Genomic DNA, 25,082 nt, shown 5'->3' on the forward strand with positions numbered 1-25,082 from the left:
TTTATGCCTGCTTTTATTGGTTTTCTTTTGGGTGGTTTTGCTGATGGTTTAATAAAATTTTTTAATTTATTTTCTAAGAATTGGACTATTTCTAAAGTTCGCGTCTACTTTGTTGTTTATTGGGGGGCTTTTCTTTCCTTTCTTGCTTTAGTTTATAAGCTTATTTCTAATGTTATGTCTTTTACTAATAGTGCTATTAATGAGGTAAATAATGCCATAGTTAATCCAAATGGCGAGCTTTTGAATGTTGCTTTCGCAGTTTTAAAAACTATCGGCTTTTTTGAGGCTCTTGCCTCTACTTTTAATAATTTTGTTCCGTTTCTTGGTATGGTTTTAGAGCTTTATATCGCTAAAATTTCTGTTCAGAAAGCTTGGCAATCTTATTTAGCTTCTTATCATATTGCTACTTTATATACCACTAACTCTGCTTCAAAAAATGGCAAGAGGTTTTTTAAGAAAAAATGAGCTTAACATATATCGTTGGTAATCCTGGTTCTGGTAAAACTTATTTGGCTGTTAATAAGCTATATGAATGTTTTATCAGTGATACTAAAACCAATAAGAAAAATTATCGGTTTGCTTATACGAATATTAATGAATTTGATTTTTCTAAGTCAGATAAAATTAAGAAGCTTGATATCGATGAATTTAAATCTAATCTTTCAGTTCTTTATTCTTACTATAAGTCTAAAGTAACCGATAGTGAGCTTATAAAATATGCAAAGGAGCTAAATTTATGTAATGTTTTAATCGTTATCGATGAATGTCATTCAACTATTTTTAGTCAGAAAGGCGATAAGGTCTTGATTTGGTGGCTTACTTATCATCGTCATCTTTATCAAGATATTTATCTTATTACTCAAAATTTAAGCCTCGTCGATAGTGCTTATAAAAAGATTGCTGAATTTTTTTATAAGGCAGTTGACGGCTCTAAACGTCTTTTTTCTAGTCGTTTACGGTATGTATTGTTTAACAGCCCTACAATGTATCAAAAGCGTGATATAGTCGTGGGTGGCGGTATAAGTCTTAAATTTAACCCTGAAATTTATAAACTTTACCATAGTGGTGATGAAACGAAACATAAAAGCCTTATTAAGTATTATTTTTTAGTATCTTTTTTTCTTATTTTTTTAATTGTTGTATTATTTTTATTTTTCAAAGATTATTTTAATACTAGCGATAAAAGCGCTCGTAAAGTTAGTTCGATTTCTACTTCCCCTGTTGTTGTTAATCAAATTTATGCAAATACTGCGGTTTCGGTTGATAAAAATGTTTCTATGGCTCAAATTCAGTATTCATATTTTGTAAGGTGCATATACACTGATTGCGTGATAGATGGTTATGCTCCTTTCACTTATAAATACTTTTCGCTTATGATCTCTCAAGTTGAGCCTATTTATATCGAATACAAAAGCGATACTAAAGGCTTTTTAGAAATTTATGCTTATTTTGATAAGCCTATTTTTGAAAATTTAAAAAAGGAAGTGAAAAATGAAAAGGATTCTTTTAGCACTAGTTCTGTCGTTAAATCTGCTTTTAGCAAGTGAGGTCAAGTTAAATTTATTAGAATTTGCTAATCTCGCTAGCGTAAATTCAAATACAGATATTCTTATATCTGACGATATTAACCCTAATGATTTCTATTTTTACACCAATAAACAAACTAAAATTTCTATATCTCTTTTTCGTAAAGCGATAGAAGTTAAAGGTTTAAGACTCGTTCGAAGTAGTAATTTTTACTACGTAGAAAATAAAGCTCTTGATAATAACGGCACTTTAACCCCTAAGGCTAAGCTTCGTTATCTTGAACTTAAGAATAATACCTTTGACGATGTATCCAAGATTATTAAATCGACTACCGATTCAAACGATTTTAATTCTACTTCGTCCAAGGTCGAATATATAAAATCTACTAATTCTGTTGTTTTTAAGGCTAATGACGACGATTACAGCGATATTATCGACTTCGCGCAGCGCTCTGATAAAAGGCTTGAGCAGGTAAATTTTAAGCTTACTATTTTAGAAACCAATCTCAATAATGCCGAAAATATAGGCACAAATCTAAATTCTCTTGCCGATGTTGTAACCCGCGCCGACTTTAATTATTTTGTAAATTTGATAACTATGCCTTACACTGCCGAAACTAACGTTGTCAGAGATAAGAAAAAAGGATTTTATGGAGTTTTAAATTTACTTGTTAAAAATGATGTTACTTCTGTTAAACAGTCGCCTTATTTAGTTGCCAAAAATGGCACTCCCGTTTATTTCTCATCTGTTAAGAATATTCCTTATCTTAAAAATACTTCTACCTATTCTAATGCTTCTACTACTACGCAGAACACTTATGATTATCGCGATGTAGGCTTAAAAGTTTCTATTACTCCAACTATATTGAAAGACCATATTGATTTTGATTTAGATCTTGTCGTTGAGGATATTTTAGATGAAACAACTTTGACGCCTCAAACGTCAAAGAAAGAGTTAAAATCTAATTACTCAATCAACAAGGGCGAAATTTTAGTATTAAGTGGGATCAATAAAGAAACAGCTTACGAGTATCGCAATGGTATTCCGCTTTTAAAAGATATCCCGATTATTCAGTATTTGTTTTCAATCAAACAAAAGGTTATCCAGAAGTCCGTTATTACGCTTACAATAGAAGCGTTTTGATGAGGCGAGTGCACGCCTAGCGAGGCGCTTCGCGCCGAGCGAAGGCGTGCCTCTTGACTAAATATAATAGATATGTGTAGCTTTCATATTTTGGGGATTTTGATAATGTATGGTATAACTAAAGAAGATAAAATTTTTCTTTCGGAGCGTTTAAAACTCCAGCAGAAATTTCTCGATGAGAATTTTGTTTCGTTTGATGATGTTGCCTTGCCGTTGTCGTCGTTCTATTTTAGCTCTTGGCATAATCCTGCACGCTATATTGCGGAGCTTAATACTCGTGTTTCATCTATGGAGCGATATGCTTCTGATCGTAATTTAGAGCCTATATTTTGTGTTTTTACGCTTCCTAGCGCCTATCATTGTAAGAGGTCTATAAAGCTTAAGAGTGGTGGATATAGGCTTGTGCGTAATGAAAATTTTGTCGATGATGAGGAGCATAGTGTTTGTGCTGGGGCTCATCGGCTTCAGTTGCTTATTCGTAGTATTATGAATTCTGTTGTGCTTCGCGAAATTCCCGCCGAGGATAGATGTTATATTACTACTAAAGAGCCTCATAAAGACGGCACTTGTCATTTGAATTTATTGCTTTTTGTTCCTGGTAGTTTTAAAGAACGCGTAATACACGCTATAAAAAGGCGTTTTATTTCTGATGAAAATAGGATTGAAACGAATATCCGTAATGCTACAGGTTATATTATGAAGTATATTTTTAAGACTTTGGACGATCTGCGAGATAATCCATCTATCGAAAATTTAAGCGACATTTCGTTTTGGTATTTAAAACACCGTATTCGCCGCGTCACTATGTCAAAGACCTTTATTAGTCTTGAAATTTATCGTAAGGTTGGCGGTAAATTTAGCCTTATTGAGCTTACTAAAAATTATAGTTTGGGTTTGCTTACGGTTCTTTGTGATACCGAAAGCAAAAAGCTTGTTTTAATTTATGATAACGATTTAGGGGATTTATGGGTTAAGAAAAAGACACAAGCTTTTAATCCTTGCGGTAAAATCCAGTCTCACGAGTTAAAATCTATTCAAAGTTTCTATAATAGCGGTATTAAGCCAGTTTATTACAACCCATATAAGATATTTCGCACCGCTTGGAAAGATATGAGCGACGAGCGTTTAAAATTATACTGGCGCGATAACCAAAAAGAGATGACGGACGACATTCTAAGCGTTCAAGATTACGCTATGCTTGAGAATGAGATGATTGATCGCGGATTTCTACAACGATATAAAAATCATATTAGGTATTTTACGGAGCACGCTCTTGAAGATATTAGAGAGTTAGAATTTAAGTATTCCAATAATGGCGTTATGCCGTATCCGTTTTAAAAGGCTTTACGATGCTGCTTAATGAGCTTTTTAATGATTATATAGAATTTTACGAGCTGATACTTCGTAAGCACACTTTAGAAAGTGATATATCAACCTACAAGAAGCATATAGCTTCAAGTTTGGGCGAAAAAGACGTAAGCGATATAAGCTTTTTAGATATTCAAAGGCTCTGTAATAACTTAATCAAAGCTGATTATAAAGTCAAGACCGTTAAGAATATCCTTGCAAAGCTGCACGTAATCTTTAAATTTGCTCAAAAGCTCGAACTTGTAGCTAAAAATCCTTGCGACTTCGTCGAGCTGCCTAAATTTGACAATAAGCGATATTTTGATTATCCGCTATCCGTCCAAAGGCAATTTATAAAAGCTATATGCGAAAATGAAGCTGATAGCGCCGATATATTCTTTTTTCTACTTCATGGCAGGCGTAAAAATGAAGTATTAAGCTTGCGCTGGAGTGACGTAAATTTAAAAACTAAAACCTACGTTATACCTTTTCAAATCAATAAAGCTAAGCGTGATATGGTTTATTCTATGAGCGACGAGCTTTATAAAAGGCTATTAAGGCGCTATATAGCCGCAAAACAGAATAATCAGCTAAATAGCTACGTCTTTATCAATCCTGCTACTAAAACAAAATTTGTCGATCTGCGTAGGAGTTGGAATTCTTTGCTAAAGAGGAATAATCTACCTAAAATCAGGCTTCATGATATACGACACCTTATCGGCACGTATTGCATTAATCATCTAAAGCTATCGATCGAACAAGTAAGTTTTACTCTGGGGCATACTAATATTATTACTACGCAAAAATATATTACTGCAAATATAAAACAATCGAAAAGCACTATCGAAAATTTGATGATTTCTGCTTTGGAAAAATAAGAATATTTTAAGATTTTATCAAATGCCCTTGTAATGGGTATTTGGTTGCAGAGGGTGGATTTGAACCACCGACCTTCGGGTTATGAGCCCGACGAGCTACCACTGCTCTACTCTGCGATACAAGAAGTGCGAATAAATTTTTAAATTCACCAAATGGATGGGGTAGGAGGATTCGAACCTCCGAATGATTGGACCAAAACCAATTGCCTTGCCACTTGGCTATACCCCAACTTTTTAAAATAAAACTATATTATACATAAATTATTCTTATAAGTCAAGTCCTATAATAAATAATATTAAAAATTTATTTTATGATATTACTCGCATCATAATTAACTATATATAAGTCGAAACAGTTATCTAATTTTAAGAATTATATTATTATAAAGAATAGAGAATTTTAAAATTAATAATTATAGAATCAAAAAATAAAGAAATATAAATTAAAAAAGCCCTAGCCGAAGCTAGGGCTAAACAGTAAATCGCTAAAACAATCTACTATTCGTATTGAACACCTTTACCACCAAATTTATAGGTATTTGTAGTTTTATTTCCAGCTGTGCTTTTAATAGCAGCTTCAACCTGTGATACACCAGGCATTTCCCATACTCTCTGACATAGAGCACCAGTCTTAGTTATAGTCATACTAGCCTCACCTTTAGCATTATCATATCCTGTTACCTCTAAGCAAGTTTGGCTTTTTACTTTAATAGGATTTGGGACATTAGTCATACTTGCAGTTGCCGATGATGCAGTACCAGCAAATTCACCTTGTGAAGTATAGTAAGAGCCTAGATCAGTTATAAGCGTCTGAATATTTGTAGCCGCTTTAGAAACCTCAGCATCATCACGTGTAGCTGCAAGTCTTGGAATAGCAACAGCTGCCAAAATACCTAAAATAACGATAACAAAGATCAACTCGATCATAGTAAAACCTTTTTTCATGGTTTACTCCTTAAATAAAATTCATCCCGCATACCTATATGCGAAACTTGGCGGAATTATAGAGAAAAATTTAAAAATTGTCAATAGTTTTTGGCAAATTTTTTACAATTTATTTACAAAGTCCGATTTTGCGGGCATTTCAAAATCAAAATTTTAAACCCATTTGGTCTATTAATGTATTTCGGCGGCACCTCTGCACATTGATACCATAAAAATTATTTGCTTTCATTCCTAGTATGGCGTCCAAATAAACTATATGGCTATTGAAGATACAAAGATACTACAGCCCGTATCTCTTCGTAAGAATTCCATACTCCTCTACGCGTCTATCGCGCAAAAACGGCCACCAGCGGCGCACATTTTCGCATCTTTGCATATCGATGGTTACGACTTCACATAGCTCATCGATGCTATTTGCGCGAAACAGCTGTTCGCCCTGTGCGCCAAAAACAAAGCTATTGCCCCAAAACCTAATCGCATCTTCGCTATCGAGCCCGTCTACGCGCTGTTTGCTAGGCAATACCTCAAAAGTCTCACCGTTAAATTTGACGTCTATCGAGATTTTTAGGCTCTTTTGCGCCGCTTCGCCGCACGTAAGCGGCCCGCGATCCAAATTCGAAGCGCATAAAATTTCACCCTGCGCGCCTCGTCCGCTTGCCGCAAGCGACATTCCGCCCGCACCACCCGTATCTACCGCATGCGCAACCCCGTCGCGTCCGCCTTGTATGCGTAAAATTTCATCTCGGACGGTCGAAATTTTGTCGCAAGCCGCCCTGCGGTCGCTTGCTCGCAAAAACTCTCCGTTTGCTGCCGAAATTTCATTTCCCCCAGATAAAATTTCATCCGGCGAAGCCTCGCTAAGCGCGGCTTTTTCAAAGCCCACGCGATTTACGGCGATTACGGGCAGGGAGTTTGCCACCGCATGCCCGCGCTGTACCGCGACCCAGGCCTCCAGCTGACGCGCCTTTTCGTCCTCGTCGTCGCCGTCAAACCACCCGATCGCAGTCGGATATATGAGCAGCTCGGCACCGCGTAGCGCCATCGCGCGCGCCGCCTCGGGATACCACTGATCCCAGCACACGAGCACGCCGAGCCGTCCCACGCTCGTATCTATGGGCTCAAAGCCCAGATCGCCCGGCGTGAAATAAAATTTTTCGTAAAACTGCGGATCGTCGGGAATATGCATCTTGCGATACTGCCCCGCGATAGAGCCGTCGCGCTCGAAGACCACGGCGGTGTTGTGATACAGCCCCGCAGCGCGACGCTCGAAAAGTGAGCTTACCAGCACTACGCCAAATCTCTTCGCCACCTCGCTCCACAGCCGTAAATCGCGCTCGAAATCCTGCGCATAGTCGAAATTTTCGGTATTTTCGCGCTGGCAAAAATAATGCGTCTGATGAAGCTCTTGCAAAACGATTAATTGCGCGCCATTCGCCGCTGCACGCGCGATGAGCTCGATGCTACGCGCTATCGTGCGCGCCTTAGTGCCTTCAAATTTATGCGAAATCAGCCCAACTTTTAAAATTTTCATATTTTTCCTTCGATCTAAATTTAAAGCTTGAATTTATTCATGCACGAGCAGTGCAGCGAGCCGTTTTGGCGGATGAAAACGCGCGCGTTTACTCCCACTACTCCGCGATCCGCACACGCCGCACGCAGACGCGACAGCGCCAGCTCGTCCGCCGCGCGGTTTGGATCGTGCGGATCTGCGGGGTCCGCGTAGATGGGCACGATGAGCGCGCCGTTTAAAAAGACGAAATTTGCATACGTCGCGGGCAGCCTACGCCCCTGATAAAAGATCGCGCGCGGGATCGGCAGTTCGATCACGTCGTATCCAAGCGATGAAATTTCATCTTTCATCGCGCTAAGCTCCGCATAGTGCAGATCGCTCGGATCGTCGCACGAGCTTATCGCCACGACGCGCGGGTTTAGAAAACGCGCGAGAGTATCGACGTGGCTGTCGGTATCGTCGCCTTTTATGAAACCGTGCTCTAGCCAGATTATCTTTTTTAGCCCGAAAATTTCACACAGCCGCGCGTCCAGTTCGGTCTTGCTTAGGGAGTTGCGATTTTCGTTCAGCAAACACGCGCTCGTAGTCAGCATCGTGCCCGCGCCGTCAAAATCGACGCTACCGCCTTCTAAGATCAGATCTACGTCTCGTAGCGGGCGGGCGCTCGTAGCATAAAGCTTAGAATTTAACGCGTCGTCCTTAGCGCTTGCGAACTTTCCGCCCCAGGCGTTGAAACGAAAATTTAGCCCCGTGATTTTACCGCCCTCCTCTACGTCGATCGCGCCGTAATCGCGGATCCACGTATCGTCGGTATCGATTTGTGCGAAGCTCGCGTTTGCTAAGCCGCCGCAAATTTGCTCAAAGTCCTCGCGGCTAGGCGCGATCGCGACGACCGACTCAAACCTCGCTGCGGCGGCGATAAAGTCGCGGTAAGCCGCCCGTATCTCGCCCAAATACGGCGCCCAGTCGGTACCTGCGTGCGGCAAAGACACTAAAAGCGCCTCTTGCTCTTCCCATTCGGCGAATGCTCTCATTTTTGCTCCAAGATTAAAATTTCACGGATTATAGCGAAAAAAATATTTGTAGATGGTGCGCCCGGAGGAATTCGAATCCCCGACCTTTTGAACCGCAATCAAATGCTCTATCCAGCTGAGCTACGAGCGCACGAAATAAAAGAAAACGGGATTATAGCGTTTTTAGCTTAAATTTAGCCAAAAAGGCGGTTTAAATTTCACTGCACAAAAAAATTATCTTTATTAAATTTCAAAAAATCAACTTTTAAAATTTTATCATTTTTTTAGGGGGGGGGGGTAAAATTATACTACGTTGTTTTATAAAGGAGGGAGAAGGGACTGATTAATTATCACTAAATTTTTAAAATGTTACGTAGATTTTGAAAATCCGCACGTAAAATTTTAAATCACTCGAATTTTAAAGGTGATTCGAAAAATGACGAACCGAGTTTTAAAAAACTAAAACAAGGATAGATGATGAAAAAACTATTTATCACGGCATTAGTGATAATGTTAGGATTAGTTACAACAAATGCTAATGAAGGCGGTAGGAAAGAGATGATAGCCAAAGACGCTAATATATGCGACATTTCTTATGATGATAGCAATGCGTTATTCTCCGTTCAAAAAATATGTATAGACGGAAATGTTATTGCTATCATAGAAGTTGTGACCGACACCGATAAGAGCAAAACTGCTGGAGCTAATTTAAATAAACCCTGCAGATGCGTTAAAGTCACCGAGCCTGGCGAAAGACCGTTTATAGTAGGACGAGAACTTAAAAAATAATCATACTGCGCTTGCGGCTTTGTTTCGATAAAAAGTCTCAAGCGCATAGTCCCCCACCACCACAAATGCCCTAAAATTTTATCGCTTTGCAGCCCAAATCCCACACAAAATAAATAAAATTTATCGCTTTTAGGTATCATAAGCGAATAATAAATGAACGAAGGGGAAAAAATGAAAAAAATCTTTTTAGCGTTTGTGCTGTGGCTCGGTTTTAGCGGGGCTGCTTTTGCGATGCAAGATACGGAGCCAAACGAGGCACAAGGGCAAAATTCGGCGGAAGTTAAAATTTTAAGCGATAAGTTTTTTAAGCTGTCCGCAAGAGAATACGCGAATGCAGTCGGTCGCTGCCTACCTTCCCATATCTATGACTATTGCGATAAAATTTATTCATTGGAAATTTCACGACTTATAAAGGAGTGCGGTTTCGGCGATGGAAAATATAGCGCTTGTCAAAATTTATTAAATATTGCGGATAGGAGTTGCTTTGAAAAGGATCAAATTGAAAATTCCTTGGCGTGCGGTTTATCCAGTGAAATTCTATTTAGAACAAATAGACCGTCAATTGGATTAAAACGATTAATAAGAGCTTGCGAAGTGGGCAAAATAGAAGATTTTTGCTTACTTTGTGCAGGAGCTCATTTTTACTATGATTTAGACATAGAAGAGGTAATAAAATATATGACGATGACGCGAGATTTGGCGCATGACAAAGAGCGCTATAATAAAATTATTACAAAATTGGAAAATTGCAAAGCCGACAAAGAGTGCAATCCCGCAAAATTAGAATTTCAATAAGCAAACGGCGAGAGCAAATACGGCGGGCTAAATTTCTGAATTTAAAAAGCAAAGGAAAGATCGCTATGGCGGATAGACTGATCGACATCGGGCTCATTTTGTTTTTCGGCGGCTTTTACATGCTATATAAACGGCGTATGCGGGATCGGCAAAGACTATATGCAGCGCAATAAAATAGACTTCGTGCGCTGGATGTTTAGTCCAAAGCACATCTTGCGCTCCAATGCGCCGTTTGATTCGAACGAGCCGCTAGAATTAAAATTTAAAGAGCCCAAAAGCAAGCACATAATCTACAATTTTTTCGAGCTCATCATACTTTATGCGATAATCGCGCCGTTTTTAGTGATCTATGCGGGGATTTTTCTATTTTGCGCGGGGCTCGTCATCAAAATTTTATCCTAAATTTAAAATTTGCGACGCGGATGCAGAGCGGGCATTACATAGACGCCGTTATTCGTTGTAGAATTTCAAAATTTTATACTGCGCCTCTTGCTAAGCACGCTACGCTTATTATATTTTAATAGATAAAATTTCAAAATTTTATCGCCGAATCCACGGCTTGTGGAATTTATGCCGTGATTTCCGTTTCTATCGGGGCGGGAGTGGCCCCAATTGCGAGGTCGCATTTCTCGCGGGCGCCGCCTCCGCAGCACCGCATTGCTCTGCTCGCCCGCAAACCCCATCTAAGCCCCTACAACGCTATATGGGTGAGCTGCACTCGCATTAAATTCTTTCTATTACAGCTACGCCGCATGAAATTCTTTAGAGGTAAATTTATCGTATTTGGAATTTTAAAATTCCATCCGTAGCCGCCAAGCCAATTTATCCGCCGATAAATCGTCAAACCGCCGACCGACCGCAAAACCGAAACGGCTTGTGGCGATGAAATTTAAGCAATGCGAGCTCAAATTCCATCCACGGCACGGCTTCTCCGTGGCGCGTTCATTTTGGCAGCGGTGCGACCGCAGCCGCACTCTATTAAAATTCTATTCGGAACCGCCCCCGCCTCGTTTAAATTCTATCGCATAAATTTTGCCGAGCGCTAAGGCGGAGGATGAACCGCCCCCGCTTTGTTTAAATTCCGCTGCACCGACCGATCGCCGACCAACCCCGGGATCGGTTACGAGCTCATTACAGGACCGATCGGCAGCAAGCCGGCCACAAACCAGCAGCCCGCCGAAGCAAACGATCTAGCAAAATCGAAAAGATCAGTCGCAAACAAACCTGTCGTTAAATCAAGGGATCGTCGAAGCGCTAAATCGGTCGTCGGTCCGGTTTCAAAACCGCTTGGTCCACCACAATGAGCGGGCCCGACTAACGAACCGAGGGAACCGAGCCGCAAATCCCCAACTGATTGCAATCCGAGCGGACTGATCCGCAAATAAGCAGACGGGCTAACGAGCTAGACGATCTAACCGCAAATTGCCGACTAATTGCGAGCCGAGCCGCTAAACCGCTCGGTCACAGACCGGCCTCCAAGCCGCCCCGCCACAGACTAGTCCTGAACCTATCCAAGCCGTAAGCATAACCCAAAGCCGTCCGGTCGTAAGCCGGTCCCGAAGCCGCCCAGCAAGCGGGCTAGCCTCGGAATCGCCCAAGCCGCAAGCCGATCCCGAAACTACTCGGTCGCAAGCTAAACTAGAAGCAGCCCGGTAAGAGGCTAGTCCCGAAACCGCCGCTTTACTCTACGTAAATTTTATAATCCCCGTAGCCGCGCGCGTCCATCTCCTCAAGCGGTATAAATTCCAAGCTAGCGCCGTTGATGCAGTATCTCATACCGCCCTTCTCTCTCGGTCCGTCCTCAAAGACGTGCCCCAAATGGCTGCCTCCTACGCGGCTTGAGACCTCGACGCGCTGCATGCCGTGGCTGTCATCTTGCGCGTACGCGATCGCATCGGTCGTTATCGGCTTTGAAAAGCTCGGCCAGCCGCAGCCTGCGTCAAATTTATCGGTGGATGAAAACAGCGGCTTTTTCGACACGATGTCGATGTAGATGCCCTTTTTATAATTTTTGTCGTATTCGCTCGAAAACGGCCGCTCTGTCGCCTTTTCCTGCGTGACTTGATACTGAAGCTCGGTTAAATTTTTCTTCAGCTCCTCCTTGCTTTGCACTTTAAATTTCTCATCGTCCTCAAGCGGCTTTTTGGCTAGGCGCAGATCGATGTGGCAGTATCCGCCGGGATTTTTGCCGAGGTAGTCTTGATGATACTCCTCTGCGCGGACGAAATTCTTTAGCGGCGCCACTTCGACGGCGATCTTTTCTTTAAATTTCGCCTGCTGCGCGGCTATGAAAAAGCGCGCGAGCTCGCCGCTCGCCTCATCGGCGTAGTAGATGCCCGTGCGGTATTGGCGACCGCGGTCGTTACCTTGCTTGTCGATCGAGAACGGATCGATGATGCGGAAATAATGCGCCAAAATTTCAGGCTCGCTGATGACGTTGGCGTCGTATTTTAAGTGTAGCGTCTCGGCATGATCGCTGCTATGTAAGCCCTCGTAGCTTGCTTTATCGCTCTTGCCGTTGGCGTAGCCCACCTGCGTCGCGACTATGCCGTCGAGCTGTTTAAAATACGCCTCCATGCCCCAGAAGCAGCCGCCTGCCAGATAAATTTCTTTTACGTTCGCGTTCACGCCGCCTCCTTTAACTTTAAAATTTGCGTCCGACGCACCGGCGCTACTGCCGCCTGCGGCATTAAGCGCGACTAAATAACCCGCCGCCAAAGCAAAGAGGCAGATTAAAACTTTAGAAATTTTCATTTTGATCCTTTCGTTTTGAATTTTGCGCAATTTTACAATCTCTAAATGAAGCGAGAGTGAAAGAGAGAAATTTTATCGCTTACGGCGGATCGGTACCCAAATTTTATCGCCGCAGGATCGGGGCTTTTGGCTCGCCGTCGCCGCAGAATTGGAATTTTATCGCTGCGGTGACGCGGGATCAAAAATTTTATCTTACCGCGGCGGCGCAAGATTAAAAATTTTATCTTATCCTCGCAGCGCGCTGCAGCATCGGAATTTTACCTCCTCGCAAGCGGTTAAAATTCTACGCTATAACGAGGGCTGAATTTTACCGCCGCCGCCGCCAAGATTAAAATTTTACTGCTTCAGCAGGGGGCGAATTTCGCTAGCGCGGCAAGCGGTTGGATTTGATCGCCGCGGCAAGAATTAAAATTTTGCTACCGCTGAAGGATTAGAATTTCATCGCCCTCACACTATGATGAAATTTATCCCTTTTACGAGCGAGACCCTTGCGCCGTCCATTCGCCTGCGCTACGGCTTGCGTGAAATTTATCCATTCGTCGCAGCTTACGTGGGGATTTTAGAGATTTCGATACGCCCTATTGCGGCGCGAAATTTTATTGTCGCGCCTCGCGGCTAGATTTTACTACCGTCGCGATAATTAGAATTTTGCCGCCGCGCAACCGCGATTTGAGCCCGATTTAGCGCCTTTGCGAATTTTACGACGCGGCCGAATTCTACCGCAGGCGCCGTTTTGCGAGGGCATGGACTGCTCGCGGGTCGGAAACTTTGCGCTGCACCCGCTGCTTTGCCGTATATAAAATTTTATCACGCGCCGCTGCGATCGCAGCACGGCACTTATCCACCGCGCGGCTAAATTTTCTACACGCCGCTTAGGTTGCGGCACGGCGTCCATCTGCTCGCAGCACGATTAAAATTTGTCTATGCGCGCGCCCGATCGCGACGAGGCACCGCCTTAAAAATTTATACTCCGCTCCGTATCTACTGCGAAACGGCGCCGAAATTTCAACGCAAAATGGGCGCCATGAATTTTCGCGCCGCGAGATAAAATTTGTGCGCCGTTATACGACGACGAGGCGCGAACCCATCCGCTGCGTGCGCGATTAAATTTAAAATTTTCGCGTTACGGCCGCTAGATAAAATTTCGCGACCATTCAGGGGGCGGCGAATGATTAAATTTAAACTGCGCCGCACCCGCCACGAAGCGGTATGCCGCGTAGCCAAAAACCCGCGCCGCGAAGTAGTATAACGAAGCGCGAATAGTCGGATTCCGCTGCCTCCGCCACGTAACGGAGCGCAGCCATTTACATCGCGCACGGCTGCGCAGCCCGATCCGCGCCGCGTTGTCGCGCAACAAAGCACCGCGCATTGGATCCGCGCCGCTCCCGCTACGAAACAATATACCGCACAGCTAAATCGTCGCCGCACAGCCGTATGGCAAAGCGCAAGTAGTCCGATTAGCATCACGCTCGCCGCGTATTGGAGCGCAGTCAAATTTATATCACGCCCACTACGCAGCGAGCAATGAGATCTGCTCCGGCGCGGTTTTCAAGATTCGCAACGGCATAAAAAGTTACGAAGCTAGCGCAATAAATCCGCCTCACCGCAGGTAAGTAAAATTTAGTGCAAAAAGTGGCGCACTCCGGTAAAATACATCGCCATGCCAAACTCGTCGGCGCTTGCGATCACCTCATCGTCGCGAATGCTGCCGCCCGGCTGCACCACCGCCGCGACGCCCGCAGCATGGGCGATCTCGATGCTGTCTTTAAACGGGAAAAACGCCTCGCTGGCAAGCGCGCAGCCGCTCAGATCGACGCCCACGTCGCGCGCCTTTGCCACTGCCGCACGCGCGGCATCCACGCGGCTCGTCATACCCATGCCGATCGCGACCATCGCGCGATTTTTGACGTAAACCACGCAGTTGCTCTTCGTAAGTGCGGCGATCTGCCACGCAATTTTTAGATCATCAAGCTCGCTCTGGCTCGCCGCGCGCCCCGTGACGCAGCGGGCATTTGCGACCTCGCCCGCGCCCACGTAGTCGCGCTGCTGATATACGAAGCCGCCGTCGATAAATTTAAAATCATACTTGTCGTTTTCGCGAATTAAAAACTCTCCGCCCTGCTCGAAAATTTTGATGCGCTTTTTCTTTTCAAATACCGCAAGCGCCGCGGGCGTAACGCGAGCGGCAAGGATAACCTCGACAAAAATTTCATTGATCTTATGCGCTAGCTCCTCGTCCAAAACGCCGTTTATCGCCACGATGCCGCCGTATGCCGAGACTGGGTCGCATTTTAGCGCCTCGGTGTAGCTTTCAAGCAGGCTAGATTTCACGGCAAAGCCGCATGGATTGGCATGCTTGCAGATCGCTACCGCAGGCGCCTCCCCGAAGCTACTAGCGAGCATCAGCGCGCCGTGCATATCGGTCATATTGTTAAAGCTCGCCTCGCCCTTTAGTCTCTTAAAATGGTTGCTAAAAAAGTCCTCGAACTCGTACAGCGCGCCCTTTTGGTGCGGATTTTCGCCGTAGCGAGTATCAAAAACCTTGCTGCCCGTGATAAATTTTTTCGCGCCGAAGCCGCCGTTAAAGCGCTCGTTCATATAGTTTGCGATCATTGCGTCGTAGGCTGCGGTGTGCTCATAAGCTTTTATCATTAAATTTTGCCTAAATTTCAGCTTCTCGCTCTCGTCAGAGCTCGCTAAATTTTGCAAAACCGCGTCGTAATCAAGCGGGCTCGTGACGACATAGACACTAGCAAAATTTTTAGCCGCGCTTCGAACCATCGCGGGGCCGCCGATGTCGATATTTTCGATGATCTCTGAAAAATCGTCGGTGCGAGCTACGGTTGCTTTAAAAGGATAGAGATTTACGCACACGAGATCGATGCCGCCGATGCCGTGCTGCGCGGCTTGGCTTACGTGATTTGCGTCGTTTCGCTTATACAAAATTCCGCCGTGGATCTTTGGATGCAGGGTCTTAACCCGCCCCTCAAACATCTCGGGCGAGCCCGAGTACTCGCTAACCTCGAGCGCCGAGGCGCCGTTTTCGCGCAAAAGCTTAAACGTGCCGCCCGTGCTTAAAATTTCAAATCCGAGCCTCTGCAGCCCGCGAGCAAACTCTACGACGCCCTCTTTATCGCTGACGCTGATTAACGCTCTCATCTTTTCTCCTTTTAATTTATTCGCATAATTTTTTAAAAATCAGCTCGCGCATGTCGTTTGCGTTAAGCTGAAAATACAAAATCGCCTCGCGCCGAGCCTTTTGATACTCGCGCCTCGTCTTTTCATCTGCCGCGCCGAGCTTGGCACCTTTAAATTTCGCCATGCGCGCCGAACTCAGCTCTTTAAGCATCTCGCCACTCGGAGAGATGCCACCGCTATAATTAAACCACTCTTTGCTTTGAAAAATATTAAATAAAATTTGAAAATCTACGAAATTTCCCTTATTGTACTCGGCGCAGACCCCGTTTTTGTGGCTTACGGCGTAGATCGCGCCGTATCTGCGCTCGAAAAAATATAGTTTTATGAGCTTCGCGTTTTTATCTAAATTTGCGCCGCCGCCTAAAATCGCAAGCTTCGCATCGCCTCGCGTTTCATAAGGACCTAAAATCGCGCCGTTTTCGTAGAGATTTCCGCCGTAAAAAGCGTATTTCGTATCTCCAAGCTCGCTTGAAAGAACGTAGGTTTTATCGCTTGCAGGCGAGTTTTTGCCAGCGCAGCCGAGCAGCGACAGAGCCAAAAATAGAGACGAGATAAAAAATTTCATCGCAAAAATCCTTTAAATTTTAAAATTTTGCCTGATTTATGAAGCGGAATCGGCAAAGTGAAATTTACTAAATTTACCGCATTTACCGCGTGTAAATTTTAAATTTGCTTCTTAAATATCGCCGCCATGCTCGTGCGAACGTAAATTTTAAAATTCTGCGCCGCTTGCAAAGGCTAAATTAAAAGCCGCGACGCAAAACGTAAATTTAAACCGCAGCGCAAATTTAGCCGCAAGGACCTGCGCAAACCGACTAAATTTAAAATTTCGCGGCGCAGCTTTTATCGCCAAGCTAGGTTGGCGCCTCCTCTTGCCGCTTTTAAAATTTTAAATTTACCTGCACATTTTGTTTCCCAGCTCATCCATAAGCGCGGCTATGTCATCATCAATCGCACCTTGCCGCTGCTGCTCGTTGAAATTTTATACGCCGCTTTAAATTTTACAAGCCGTAAATTTAAAGCGGCACGATATCCAAAACCGTACTAGATATAATAGATGCTGTTTTTGATATTTTTGCCGTCGATCTCGTTTTTGCGCCACGAGCTCTCGTCGTTTAGCACGATCCAGCGCTTCTCCTCCTCGCGGTAAAACCAGTCCTTGTCAATCTGATAATAAATCTGGCATCCCAAAATTTCGATGATATTGGCGATGTTATTGTCGTGGTAGTTGTTCTCGTCGAAGTCGGTGAAAGTGCGCTGCCCCATCTCGGCGTAGAGCTCGTTTAAAATTTGAAGCATCTCGCTTAGGCGTGTATCCATCTTCTCGACCTGAAGCCCAAGCTCGTTAGCTTCTCTGAATAAGATCGGATAGTCGTGCGACGGATAGCCGCTGTTTAGCTTGTCGCTGATAAAGGCGATCTTTTGCTCATCTTCGAAGTGATAGCGCAGAATTTCGCGGCAAATTTTAAGCGACAGGCTGCTTGCGCGATCTACGGCGCCGAAAACGAGCGGATGGATATATTTGTAAAGCTCCTTGTACGGGTTCTCATCGTTCGGGCGCTCGTTGTTTTTCCAAAGCTTCACCACGCGGCTTAGCTCGTCCATCGAGACATTGGCTTGGTCGTTGGTGTTCGTAACCGGCGAAAGCTCGTGTCGCAGCGAAGTATCGACCGACGTGAGGTATCCTAGCGGTCCCATTAAAATTTTATTCGCCCCAAGCGCCATCATTGTAGCCGCCGAAGCGCAGTTTGCAGGCACGAGCGCGATCAGCTCGTCGCAGTGGTTGCGCAAAATCGAGACGATCTTAAGCGATGCGATGCCGCTGCCGCCGTCGCTTTTGATGTAAAGATAGAGCTTTTCGAAATGCTTGCCCTTGAGGTGGTCGTTGATACTGATCGCGTCGTTACCGCAGACGCTGCCCGCGCCCGAGTTAAAATAGGTAAGCAGCGGCGCGCCCAGATATTTCTCGATATTGGTGATCACCTCTTGCGTTTGCTTCATCAAGATCGGCGGTTGCTTCGCCGCCTTTTTAGCGCCCTGCTTCTGCTGCTCCTCGTCTTTGGATAGAAATCCCATGTTTTTCCTTTCGTGTTGGTTTGGTTTTAAAATTTTATTTCATAAATAACAATCAGCCTTAACGCTATTACATATTAAAATTTCAACATTCGCGCATACTACTTGCCGCCTTTATCTTGCACTTAAAATTCTCGTACCGCATGCTAGACTGCCTGCACGATGTGCATCAAGGCTGTATTAAGCGCCCTGCAGGTCTTACGAGCTTGGAATTTTAAAATTTAGATACAAATTTAACTGTGCCGCACGCTTTGACATTTCACTGCCGCGCCGCATCCAATCTCTCGCGACCTGAAATTTTCGCACGCCGCGTATCTTGCGATATCGCGCCTTAAAATTCCTTCGCCACACCTTGTCGCCGTATCACGATCCACCTTAAAATTTCAAGGCGTTTTGCGCCCTCAAATTTTAAAATTTCGCCTTACTTCTCGCCGAAGCGCTCCTTTAAAATTTTATACGCCTCGTTGATCTCCTGAAGCTTCTTCGTGCCCTCCTGGATGATCTCCTCGTCCGCGCCCTTGCCCATCAGGATGTCGGGGTGGTATTTTTTAACGAGTTCGCGATATTTTTTCTTGATCTCGCTAAACGTAGCGTCCTTGGAGAGCCCCAAAATTTCATACGGATCTCTTTTGCTTTTGGCGGAGCCTTGCGAGCTGCCCGAATAGCCGCCGCCATATCCACTCGAATACCCGCCGTATGAGCCGCTAGAACTTTGCGAGCCTCCGTAGCCCGAACCCGTCGTGCCGCCATAACCGTAGCCCGTACCGCCGCCGTAACTGCTGCTTCCGTAGCCGCCGCCGTAACTACTGCTTCCGTAGCCGCCCGTGCTTCTGCCGCCGTATTTGTCCCAATACCCGCCGCTTCTTGTGCTATAGCCGTCGTATTCGTCGTAAGCCGTATCGCTTTGCGCGCCGCCGTTTTCGTAATAGGTTCCGTAAAAACTGCGCTCAAAGGTCGCGAATATCTGGCTTTGAATATGCTCCGCAATGCCCAATCCGTCGCAAATCTGCGAGATTGTGCGCCGCTCTGCCGCGCTAAAACCGCGATCGACGTAGGCTAAATTTAAAAAGAAATAGATTAGCCCCGTTTTGCGGCTCGGGCTCGGGCGGTAGGTTTGATTATATTTTTCGGCGAGCTCGCGCACGTTTGCGAGGCTTTCTTTCTCGAGCTTATAAACTAGCTTCAGCGCCTCGCGTTCGCGTTCGCCGGCGCCCATTTGGCGCACCAAATCATCTAAAATTTCGCTTATCATCGCGGCTTCGGACTCGCTTACGTGCCCGTCGCTTTTGGCGACCTTGGCTAGAAGCGCTACTAAAATTTTAGCCTCTCCTAGCTGCATTTGCGCCTTGCCGCGATAGCCGGAGTTGCCGAGAGCCCCACCGATCTGCGCGAAAATATACAGCGCGATTAAAAGAAATATGATGCTAAGCACGCGCTAGTCTTCGCTCTTTACGATCTTAGCAAACTCGCCGAAGTAAATTTCTTTTAGCACCTTTAGATTTTTACGGACGGAATTTATGCGAAAAACTTCGCCGCCGCTGGTGCCTAGACGCATCAAGCTTAGCCCGTATTTTGCGGCCAGCTCTTTAAATTTCGCCTCGTCGCGTACGCCGAAAATCGCGCGCGAAAAGCTCTCGTCGAAAATATCTCTGCCGTCGTCGCAGCTCATCTCAAACTCGCCGCCGATACCACCTACGCACGCCATCTTCGCTAGCGTGATCGCCACGCCGCCGATTCCTACGGAGTTTGCAAACTCCAAAACCCCGCTCCTGCCCGCCTCGATCGCGAAGTCCCACAGAGCGCGCTCTGCTTTTAAATTTAGCTCCGGCAGGCTGCCTGCGACGCGATTTTCCATCGCTTTCATATAAAGCGAGCCCGCAAAAACGCCCTTCGTATCACCCGCCAGATAGACGCTCACACCGCTAGCGCAAAAATCGCTAGGGATGATCTCGCTCTCGTTTGTGCCCACGCACACGATCGCGGGAGTGGGCTGGATGCTAACGCCGCCCGTTTCGTTATAAAGGCTTACGTTGCCGCTTACGACGGGAGTATTTAGCGCGGCACAAGCTTGCTTGATCCCCTCGCAGCCCTGCGCGAACTGCCACATAACCTCTGGATTTTGTGGATTGCCGTAGTTTAGGCAGTCAGTGATGGCTAGAGGCGTCGCGCCGCTCATAGCGACCTTTCGCCCCGCCGACGCTACCGCGAGCGCCGCGCCTATGCGCGGATGGACGTAATTCATCCGCGTGTTGCAATCCGCAGCCATCGCAAGCTTGACGCCGTTTTGCTTAACTCGCATCACCGCAGCGCCCAGCATACCGGGACGCTTGGCGGAATTTAACCCTACGTTGGCGTCGTATTGATCGTAGATGTAGGATTTATTTAGCACTTCGGGGTCCTCAAAAATTTTATCAAACGCCGCGTCCAGCTCGCGCTCGCTCGCGCCGCAGCCGCATAAATTTTGCCGCGCGATCTGCGCCATATATGCAGGCTCTTTTATCGGGCGATCCAGCACGGGAGCCGCCTCGCTAAGCGGCTCGATCGGGATGACGCCTGCTAGCTCGCCGTGCCAAAAAAGCTCCATCTTGCCGCTATCCGTCACCTCACCGATGACGGCGGCATCAAGATCCCACTTAGCAAAAATTTCTTTGATTTTCTCCTCGCAGCCCTTTTTGGCGCAGATCAGCATGCGTTCCTGGCTCTCGCTTAGCATCAGCTCATACGGGCTCATCCCCTCCTCGCGCATCGGTACGCGGTCTAAATTTAATCTCATGCCGCTGCCGCTGCGCCCCGCCATCTCAAAGCTACTTGAAGTAAGCCCCGCCGCGCCCATATCCTGGATACCAACGACGTAGTTTGTCTTAAAAAGCTCCAAGCACGCCTCCATCAGCAGCTTTTCGGCGAACGGATCGCCCACCTGCACCGTCGGGCGCAGAGATTTGTTCGCGTCGTTAAAGCTATCGCTCGCCATCACGGCTCCGCCGAGCCCGTCGCGCCCGGTCTTAGAGCCCACGTAGATTACGCTATTGCCCACGCCTTCGGCCCTGCCGTAGAAAATTTCATCCTTTTTAACGATACCTAGAGCAAAGGCATTAACCAAAATATTGCCGTCAAAGCTCTTATCAAAGCTCGTCTCGCCGCCGATAGTAGGGATGCCCATGCAGTTGCCGTAGTGCGCAATGCCGGCAACCGCTCCTTTTAGCAGATAGCGCTGCTTGCGCGCATTCTCGCTTCTTCCTCGCACCTCGCCGAAGCGAAGCGAGTTCATATTGGCCTCGACGCGCGCGCCCATCGTAAATATATCGCGCAGTATCCCGCCTACGCCGGTCGCAGCCCCTTGAAACGGCTCTATGAAGCTAGGGTGGTTGTGGCTTTCCATCTTAAAAACCGCCGCCATGCCGCCGCCGATATCGATGACGCCTGCGTTTTCGCCGGGCCCCTGGATAACCCAAGGCGCCTTGGTCGGGAAGCCGCTTAAATATTTTTTGCTCGATTTGTAGCTACAGTGCTCGCTCCACATCGCGCTAAAAATCCCAAGCTCGAGCAGATTCGGCTCGCGACCTAAAATTTTTAAAATTTTTTCATATTCTTCGTCTGAAATTTTATGTGCCGCTATCGTTTTTTTATCCATTTTTTCGCCCTTTTCGCCGTTAAATTTAGGTCGCAATAATAACTAAAATTTTCTATCATTTCGATTAATTTTCGCCCTTTTTAAGATACTTCTCGTAAAGTTTCGCCTCTTTTAAAAACGCGTAAAATGCGTTAATATTTGCCGTGATAAATCCTTTGCGCCCGTCAAAAAGCGATCTGCGCAAAATGTACGATTTAAAAAACGCAAACGGATAGATCAGCAAAAGCTTCGCAAGGCTCGGCTTCTTGCCCTTCTCAAAATCCCCCTGCGCGCGCAGCGTAGAGTAGTTGTTATTTTTCATAACGAGCTCTGCAATCGGCTTTTCGCTAAAGTGATTAATGCAAAATTTGCTCTTTTTCACCGCGCCTTTTATGATCGAAATTTGCGCGTGCACCCCCATATTTTTATACTCGCCGCACTCCTTACGAAAGAAGCGGATGTGAGTATTTTTGCGCACGAGATCCGAGCACTTGCGCCCTAGCGAGTATTCGTGAAATTTAATATCCAGCGCCGAGTAATCGCTCTGGCTCATAAACTCCTCTATCTCGCCCTTTAGCTCAGGACTTACCTCCTCGTCGCCGTCGAGATTTAGCACCCATTCGTTGCTGCAGAGCGAAAATGCGTAGTTTTTCTGCACCCCCTCGCCCTGCCAATCGTGATGGTAAATTTTATCGGTAAATTTACGCGCGATTTGCAGCGTGGCATCGGTGCTGCCGCTATCGACGATTATGATCTCGGCGAAATCCGCCACGCTACGCAGCATACGCTCGATGTGGCGCTCCTCATTCATCACTATCGCATAAACGGATGCTTTAATCATAGTTTGTTCCTTATCCTCGTAAATTTCAGCCAAAAATCAAAAAACCCCTCCGTGCCCAAAATGCCGATACGCTTTACGGCGTGTCTGTCGTCGCCCGCCTCGTAAAGTCCGCGCTTGACAACTACCGCGCCTTTGAAATTTGATCTGGCGATATTTAAAATTTCGTCGTTAAATTTACCGTACGGGTAGGCAAACACCTCGCAAGGCTGAGCGCAAATACTTGCTACGCGAGCCTTGGATGCGATGATCTCATCTACGGCGAGCTGCGGATCGCTCGCGTAGGTAAGGTCTAAATTTACGTGGTGCATCGTATGCGCGCCAAACTCCACCAGCCCGCTTGCTTGCATTTTTAAAATTTGCTCCTCGCTCAGCATCCGCGCGAGATGAGCGGTGTTGACACGCTCCCAGTCGTTTTGCACGGCATCCGGCACCAAAAATATACTCGCTTTAAAATCGTATTTTTTCAAAATTTCAAAGGCGCTAGTAAAATTATTTTCAAACCCGTCGTCGAATGTGATGCAAACAGCCTTTTTAGGCAGCCGCTCTAGCGCGATAAGCTCGCTAAGCTTAAAGCTTTTAAAGCTGTTTTTTGCAAGCCACGCGATCTGTCTTTCAAAATCAGCAGGTCTTAGCCGCCATTTGTCGAATTTATCGCCCTTGTGCTCCTCTATGCTATGATACATCAGCACCCGTGCCTTATGCCAGCTCTGCGGGATCCGCCACCAGTTATACCGCAGCGAAACGCCCGCTACGGCGGCAAAGATCAGAAACATAAAAATATAGTTCATCTTGATTCTTTTACATCATTAACTTTTCTATCACTCGATGAATTTATATACTTATAATAGTTAGCGACAAGCGTAAATATGGTTATAGAAAATATCATAAAAAACGACCAACGGCTCTTAGAAATTACAAAAGTGGAATTTAAAAAGGAAAATGCATAAAAAACACTAAATGCACCGATCAATATAAAAGTTCCTTTTCTATAAACATTATAAAGGATACTAAAAAATAGTGTAATGGCAAACCCAAATCCAACAATTCCTTGCTCTGCAAGTATATCCATCCAAGGGCTATGCGCATGTTCAACCATTTTATTTTGTTCCTTGTCTATTTCGTAACTTTCAAATTCCGGTTTATAGTAATCGAATTGTCTATATTTAAAATTTTTAAAACCTACGCCTAATATAGGATTATCTTTGAACTCTTCTATAGCAGTTTTCCAAATAGCCACCCTAAGGTGCTTTTGATTCTCGAATGGATGTACTAAAGAAATCAACCTATCCTGTAATTTATCGCTATTAAAGGCTATAGAAATCACGCATGCACATAAAACAGCCAACACAATAAAAGCTGTTTTTCTATAAGGGCTAGTCCAAACTATTATAGGGATAAACACGGAAAGCAATAATAAAGGGCCCCTGGAGCCGCTTAGCGGAACAGCTATTAAAATTCCAAAAAGAGCCGAGCCGTATAGAATGTAATGAGATAAAGAGCGATCTTTCAAACTAAGCATAGCCCCAAACACTCCAACATAAAGAGGCAAGATAAAAGGGAAAATTCTACTATTGCTAGAAAAAAATATATCGGTCGCCCTACCATCCAAAATCGGAACGCCAAAAATATTATAGCCTATAAGAAATTGTAGCAGTGCATTGAATGCAACGAATAAAACAATATAAGTTTGAAATTTAAAAAATCTTTCTAATTTATCCTTGGAATCAAGATATGTCTTAATCGCCAAATATAAAAGCACCCATAAGAATAAAACTCCTGCAGCACTAATAATACCATCTTTATGCGTTGCCCAAATTACACTAGACAGCATATATATACACCAAATAGACATAAATATAAAAAATTTATCTTTAAACACGCAAAATAAGCGCTCCTTAAAAGTATGGAATAGAAATATAACTACTATTAAGGCGCTGAAGACATTATAAGACTTACCTACAAAAAGACTTAAAGACAATATATATAATAAATATCCCATAATCTTTTCATAGCCAAATTTTGATAACATTTATTTTCCTTTCTTATATTTCATCTTATTATATTATCAAAATCTTCTAAAAATTGAACTAGAAAATAGTGGCGTTTAACACTTATGATTTTACAATAAACATCAATGCTCATCCAAATTTAATAATAGCAGCATAAAAAATTTAGCAATCCCATACCGCCTTTGCTTAAGCAATTAGCATCGAAAGTAAAAAGTTATAGCATGCTGTTTTTGATTACGCCGCCGTATCGTCAGACTGTGCACCCAAAAAGGCAGCAAAAACAAAGCTACAAATCACCACACAAACTACTATATAACCAACCATCTCTACCCTCCTACTTTTTTAACTCTCGTATTTCTTTATACTTTTTTTCAATTTTCCTATTAACCAGCACTAGAGCAAAACACAAAGCAATCATTCCTAATCCGCTTAAAATCAAAATAAATACTTTTGCCGTTTCGTAGTTATTTAATAACCAACCGCCAAGCGAAATCATTAGCCCGACGATTATGCCCAACCAAAATCTAAGCGTCATCAATCTTTCTTTTGCTTCGTCTAATTTAGACATCTTTATCCTTTATTTCGGGATTATAACATTATTATCAAGCATTTACAAGACTAAATTTATGCCCGAAATACGCCAAACGAAT

At 44.7% G+C, this 25,082-nt stretch carries 21 protein-coding genes, 3 tRNA genes and 2 pseudogenes; 9 read left to right on the forward strand and 17 right to left on the reverse strand.

Going from position 1 to position 25,082, the window contains the following annotated elements:
* Positions 1–3: 3 nt before the first annotated feature.
* The 5 genes from Q0323_RS08740 to Q0323_RS08760 all read left to right on the forward strand — a co-directional run bounded on the left by Q0323_RS08740 (position 4) and on the right by Q0323_RS08760 (position 4,895).
* Positions 4–465, forward strand: a complete 462-nt coding sequence (locus Q0323_RS08740) for a hypothetical protein (RefSeq protein WP_298053594.1) — start codon at positions 4–6, stop codon at positions 463–465.
* Positions 462–1,547, forward strand: a complete 1,086-nt coding sequence (locus Q0323_RS08745; protein ID WP_298053597.1) for a zonular occludens toxin domain-containing protein — start codon at positions 462–464, stop codon at positions 1,545–1,547. The genes Q0323_RS08740 and Q0323_RS08745 overlap by 4 nt, the downstream gene beginning before the upstream one ends.
* A complete protein-coding gene (locus tag Q0323_RS08750; protein ID WP_298053600.1) occupies positions 1,492–2,670 on the forward strand; it encodes a type II and III secretion system protein in 1,179 nt (392 codons plus the stop codon). Before Q0323_RS08745 ends, Q0323_RS08750 begins: the two co-directional genes overlap by 56 nt.
* A gap of 105 nt (positions 2,671–2,775) precedes the next feature.
* Positions 2,776–4,008 (forward strand): hypothetical protein, encoded by a 1,233-nt coding sequence (locus tag Q0323_RS08755; RefSeq protein WP_298053603.1) that lies wholly within the window; start codon positions 2,776–2,778, stop codon positions 4,006–4,008.
* Positions 4,009–4,019: 11 nt separating this feature from the next.
* On the forward strand, positions 4,020–4,895 hold the full coding sequence (locus Q0323_RS08760; RefSeq protein ID WP_298053605.1) for a tyrosine-type recombinase/integrase: 876 nt from the start codon (positions 4,020–4,022) through the stop codon (positions 4,893–4,895).
* A 42-nt stretch (positions 4,896–4,937) separates the two neighbouring features.
* Here Q0323_RS08760 and Q0323_RS08765 read toward each other — a convergent pair.
* The 7 genes and pseudogenes from Q0323_RS08765 to Q0323_RS08795 form a co-directional block, all read right to left on the reverse strand.
* Positions 4,938–5,012 (reverse strand) — tRNA-Met (locus Q0323_RS08765).
* A gap of 37 nt (positions 5,013–5,049) precedes the next feature.
* Positions 5,050–5,124 (reverse strand) — tRNA-Gln (locus tag Q0323_RS08770).
* A gap of 269 nt (positions 5,125–5,393) precedes the next feature.
* A complete protein-coding gene (locus Q0323_RS08775; RefSeq protein WP_298053606.1) occupies positions 5,394–5,840 on the reverse strand; it encodes a type II secretion system protein in 447 nt (148 codons plus the stop codon).
* 280 nt (positions 5,841–6,120) lie between these two features.
* Positions 6,121–6,315, reverse strand: a pseudogene (locus tag Q0323_RS08780) (apolipoprotein acyltransferase); the annotation flags it as partial.
* Between the two features lie 396 nt (positions 6,316–6,711).
* Positions 6,712–7,371: pseudogene (locus Q0323_RS08785) on the reverse strand (nitrilase-related carbon-nitrogen hydrolase); the annotation flags it as partial.
* A gap of 20 nt (positions 7,372–7,391) precedes the next feature.
* Entirely contained in the window at positions 7,392–8,384 is a 993-nt protein-coding gene (locus Q0323_RS08790; RefSeq protein ID WP_298053608.1) for an agmatine deiminase family protein, read from the reverse strand.
* A gap of 53 nt (positions 8,385–8,437) precedes the next feature.
* Positions 8,438–8,514: transfer RNA gene (locus Q0323_RS08795), tRNA-Arg, on the reverse strand.
* 326 nt (positions 8,515–8,840) lie between these two features.
* On the opposite strand from Q0323_RS08795, the gene Q0323_RS08800 reads away from it, so the two are divergent.
* From Q0323_RS08800 to Q0323_RS08810, 3 genes are all read left to right on the forward strand, one after another.
* Entirely contained in the window at positions 8,841–9,152 is a 312-nt protein-coding gene (locus tag Q0323_RS08800; protein WP_298042383.1) for a hypothetical protein, read from the forward strand.
* 171 nt (positions 9,153–9,323) lie between these two features.
* The gene (locus tag Q0323_RS08805; protein ID WP_298053612.1) at positions 9,324–9,947 is read left to right on the forward strand and encodes a hypothetical protein; all 624 of its coding nucleotides are present in this window, start codon (positions 9,324–9,326) and stop codon (positions 9,945–9,947) included.
* A gap of 159 nt (positions 9,948–10,106) precedes the next feature.
* The gene (locus Q0323_RS08810) at positions 10,107–10,349 is read left to right on the forward strand and encodes a hypothetical protein (RefSeq protein ID WP_298053615.1); all 243 of its coding nucleotides are present in this window, start codon (positions 10,107–10,109) and stop codon (positions 10,347–10,349) included.
* A gap of 1,278 nt (positions 10,350–11,627) precedes the next feature.
* Here Q0323_RS08810 and msrB read toward each other — a convergent pair.
* On the reverse strand, positions 11,628–12,701 hold the full coding sequence (msrB, locus tag Q0323_RS08815; RefSeq protein ID WP_298053617.1) for a peptide-methionine (R)-S-oxide reductase MsrB: 1,074 nt from the start codon (positions 12,699–12,701) through the stop codon (positions 11,628–11,630).
* A gap of 56 nt (positions 12,702–12,757) precedes the next feature.
* Here msrB and Q0323_RS08820 point away from each other — a divergent pair, with 56 nt between their 5' ends.
* Complete coding sequence (locus Q0323_RS08820) at positions 12,758–12,916, forward strand: hypothetical protein (RefSeq protein ID WP_298053618.1); 159 nt, start codon at positions 12,758–12,760, stop codon at positions 12,914–12,916.
* A gap of 1,405 nt (positions 12,917–14,321) precedes the next feature.
* Here Q0323_RS08820 and purH read toward each other — a convergent pair.
* The 9 genes from purH to Q0323_RS08865 all read right to left on the reverse strand — a co-directional run bounded on the left by purH (position 14,322) and on the right by Q0323_RS08865 (position 25,000).
* Positions 14,322–15,860: a bifunctional phosphoribosylaminoimidazolecarboxamide formyltransferase/IMP cyclohydrolase gene (gene purH / locus Q0323_RS08825; RefSeq protein ID WP_298053620.1), complete on the reverse strand. Its 1,539-nt coding sequence runs from the start codon at positions 15,858–15,860 to the stop codon at positions 14,322–14,324.
* Between the two features lie 16 nt (positions 15,861–15,876).
* Positions 15,877–16,464 (reverse strand): hypothetical protein, encoded by a 588-nt coding sequence (locus Q0323_RS08830; RefSeq protein ID WP_298053621.1) that lies wholly within the window; start codon positions 16,462–16,464, stop codon positions 15,877–15,879.
* A 479-nt stretch (positions 16,465–16,943) separates the two neighbouring features.
* The gene (locus Q0323_RS08835; RefSeq protein WP_298053625.1) at positions 16,944–17,975 is read right to left on the reverse strand and encodes a hypothetical protein; all 1,032 of its coding nucleotides are present in this window, start codon (positions 17,973–17,975) and stop codon (positions 16,944–16,946) included.
* A 418-nt stretch (positions 17,976–18,393) separates the two neighbouring features.
* Positions 18,394–19,404, reverse strand: a complete 1,011-nt coding sequence (locus Q0323_RS08840; RefSeq protein ID WP_298053630.1) for a molecular chaperone DjiA — start codon at positions 19,402–19,404, stop codon at positions 18,394–18,396.
* 3 nt (positions 19,405–19,407) lie between these two features.
* On the reverse strand, positions 19,408–21,603 hold the full coding sequence (gene purL / locus Q0323_RS08845) for a phosphoribosylformylglycinamidine synthase subunit PurL (RefSeq protein ID WP_298053632.1): 2,196 nt from the start codon (positions 21,601–21,603) through the stop codon (positions 19,408–19,410).
* A 64-nt stretch (positions 21,604–21,667) separates the two neighbouring features.
* Complete coding sequence (locus Q0323_RS08850) at positions 21,668–22,423, reverse strand: glycosyltransferase family 2 protein (protein WP_298053635.1); 756 nt, start codon at positions 22,421–22,423, stop codon at positions 21,668–21,670.
* Entirely contained in the window at positions 22,420–23,211 is a 792-nt protein-coding gene (locus tag Q0323_RS08855) for a polysaccharide deacetylase family protein (protein WP_298053638.1), read from the reverse strand. Before Q0323_RS08855 ends, Q0323_RS08850 begins: the two co-directional genes overlap by 4 nt.
* On the reverse strand, positions 23,208–24,452 hold the full coding sequence (locus tag Q0323_RS08860) for an O-antigen ligase family protein (protein ID WP_298053641.1): 1,245 nt from the start codon (positions 24,450–24,452) through the stop codon (positions 23,208–23,210). The genes Q0323_RS08855 and Q0323_RS08860 overlap by 4 nt, the downstream gene beginning before the upstream one ends.
* A gap of 314 nt (positions 24,453–24,766) precedes the next feature.
* Positions 24,767–25,000 carry a hypothetical protein gene (locus Q0323_RS08865; RefSeq protein WP_298053642.1) on the reverse strand — a complete coding sequence of 78 codons (234 nt, stop codon included), beginning with the start codon at positions 24,998–25,000 and terminating at the stop codon, positions 24,767–24,769.
* Between the last annotated feature and the right edge of the window lie 82 nt (positions 25,001–25,082).

It is taken from the genome of uncultured Campylobacter sp. (genome assembly GCF_938030145.1).
In the GTDB taxonomy this organism is placed as follows: domain Bacteria; phylum Campylobacterota; class Campylobacteria; order Campylobacterales; family Campylobacteraceae; genus Campylobacter_B.

Bases quoted from the DNA above. Each gene is read 5' to 3' on its own strand.
- Q0323_RS08740 (WP_298053594.1), top strand. From the start codon at position 4: ATGCCTGCTTTTATTGGTTTTCTTTTGGGTGGTTTTGCTGATGGTTTA.
- Q0323_RS08745 (WP_298053597.1), top strand. From the start codon at position 462: ATGAGCTTAACATATATCGTTGGTAATCCTGGTTCTGGTAAAACTTAT.
- Q0323_RS08750 (WP_298053600.1), top strand. From the start codon at position 1,492: ATGAAAAGGATTCTTTTAGCACTAGTTCTGTCGTTAAATCTGCTTTTA.
- Q0323_RS08755 (WP_298053603.1), top strand. From the start codon at position 2,776: ATGTATGGTATAACTAAAGAAGATAAAATTTTTCTTTCGGAGCGTTTA.
- Q0323_RS08760 (WP_298053605.1), top strand. From the start codon at position 4,020: ATGCTGCTTAATGAGCTTTTTAATGATTATATAGAATTTTACGAGCTG.
- Q0323_RS08775 (WP_298053606.1), bottom strand. From the start codon at position 5,840: ATGAAAAAAGGTTTTACTATGATCGAGTTGATCTTTGTTATCGTTATT.
- Q0323_RS08790 (WP_298053608.1), bottom strand. From the start codon at position 8,384: ATGAGAGCATTCGCCGAATGGGAAGAGCAAGAGGCGCTTTTAGTGTCT.
- Q0323_RS08800 (WP_298042383.1), top strand. From the start codon at position 8,841: ATGAAAAAACTATTTATCACGGCATTAGTGATAATGTTAGGATTAGTT.
- Q0323_RS08805 (WP_298053612.1), top strand. From the start codon at position 9,324: ATGAAAAAAATCTTTTTAGCGTTTGTGCTGTGGCTCGGTTTTAGCGGG.
- Q0323_RS08810 (WP_298053615.1), top strand. From the start codon at position 10,107: ATGCAGCGCAATAAAATAGACTTCGTGCGCTGGATGTTTAGTCCAAAG.
- msrB (WP_298053617.1), bottom strand. From the start codon at position 12,701: ATGAAAATTTCTAAAGTTTTAATCTGCCTCTTTGCTTTGGCGGCGGGT.
- purH (WP_298053620.1), bottom strand. From the start codon at position 15,860: ATGAGAGCGTTAATCAGCGTCAGCGATAAAGAGGGCGTCGTAGAGTTT.
- Q0323_RS08830 (WP_298053621.1), bottom strand. From the start codon at position 16,464: ATGAAATTTTTTATCTCGTCTCTATTTTTGGCTCTGTCGCTGCTCGGC.
- Q0323_RS08835 (WP_298053625.1), bottom strand. From the start codon at position 17,975: ATGGGATTTCTATCCAAAGACGAGGAGCAGCAGAAGCAGGGCGCTAAA.
- purL (WP_298053632.1), bottom strand. From the start codon at position 21,603: ATGGATAAAAAAACGATAGCGGCACATAAAATTTCAGACGAAGAATAT.
- Q0323_RS08850 (WP_298053635.1), bottom strand. From the start codon at position 22,423: ATGATTAAAGCATCCGTTTATGCGATAGTGATGAATGAGGAGCGCCAC.
- Q0323_RS08855 (WP_298053638.1), bottom strand. From the start codon at position 23,211: ATGAACTATATTTTTATGTTTCTGATCTTTGCCGCCGTAGCGGGCGTT.
- Q0323_RS08860 (WP_298053641.1), bottom strand. From the start codon at position 24,452: ATGTTATCAAAATTTGGCTATGAAAAGATTATGGGATATTTATTATAT.
- Q0323_RS08865 (WP_298053642.1), bottom strand. From the start codon at position 25,000: ATGTCTAAATTAGACGAAGCAAAAGAAAGATTGATGACGCTTAGATTT.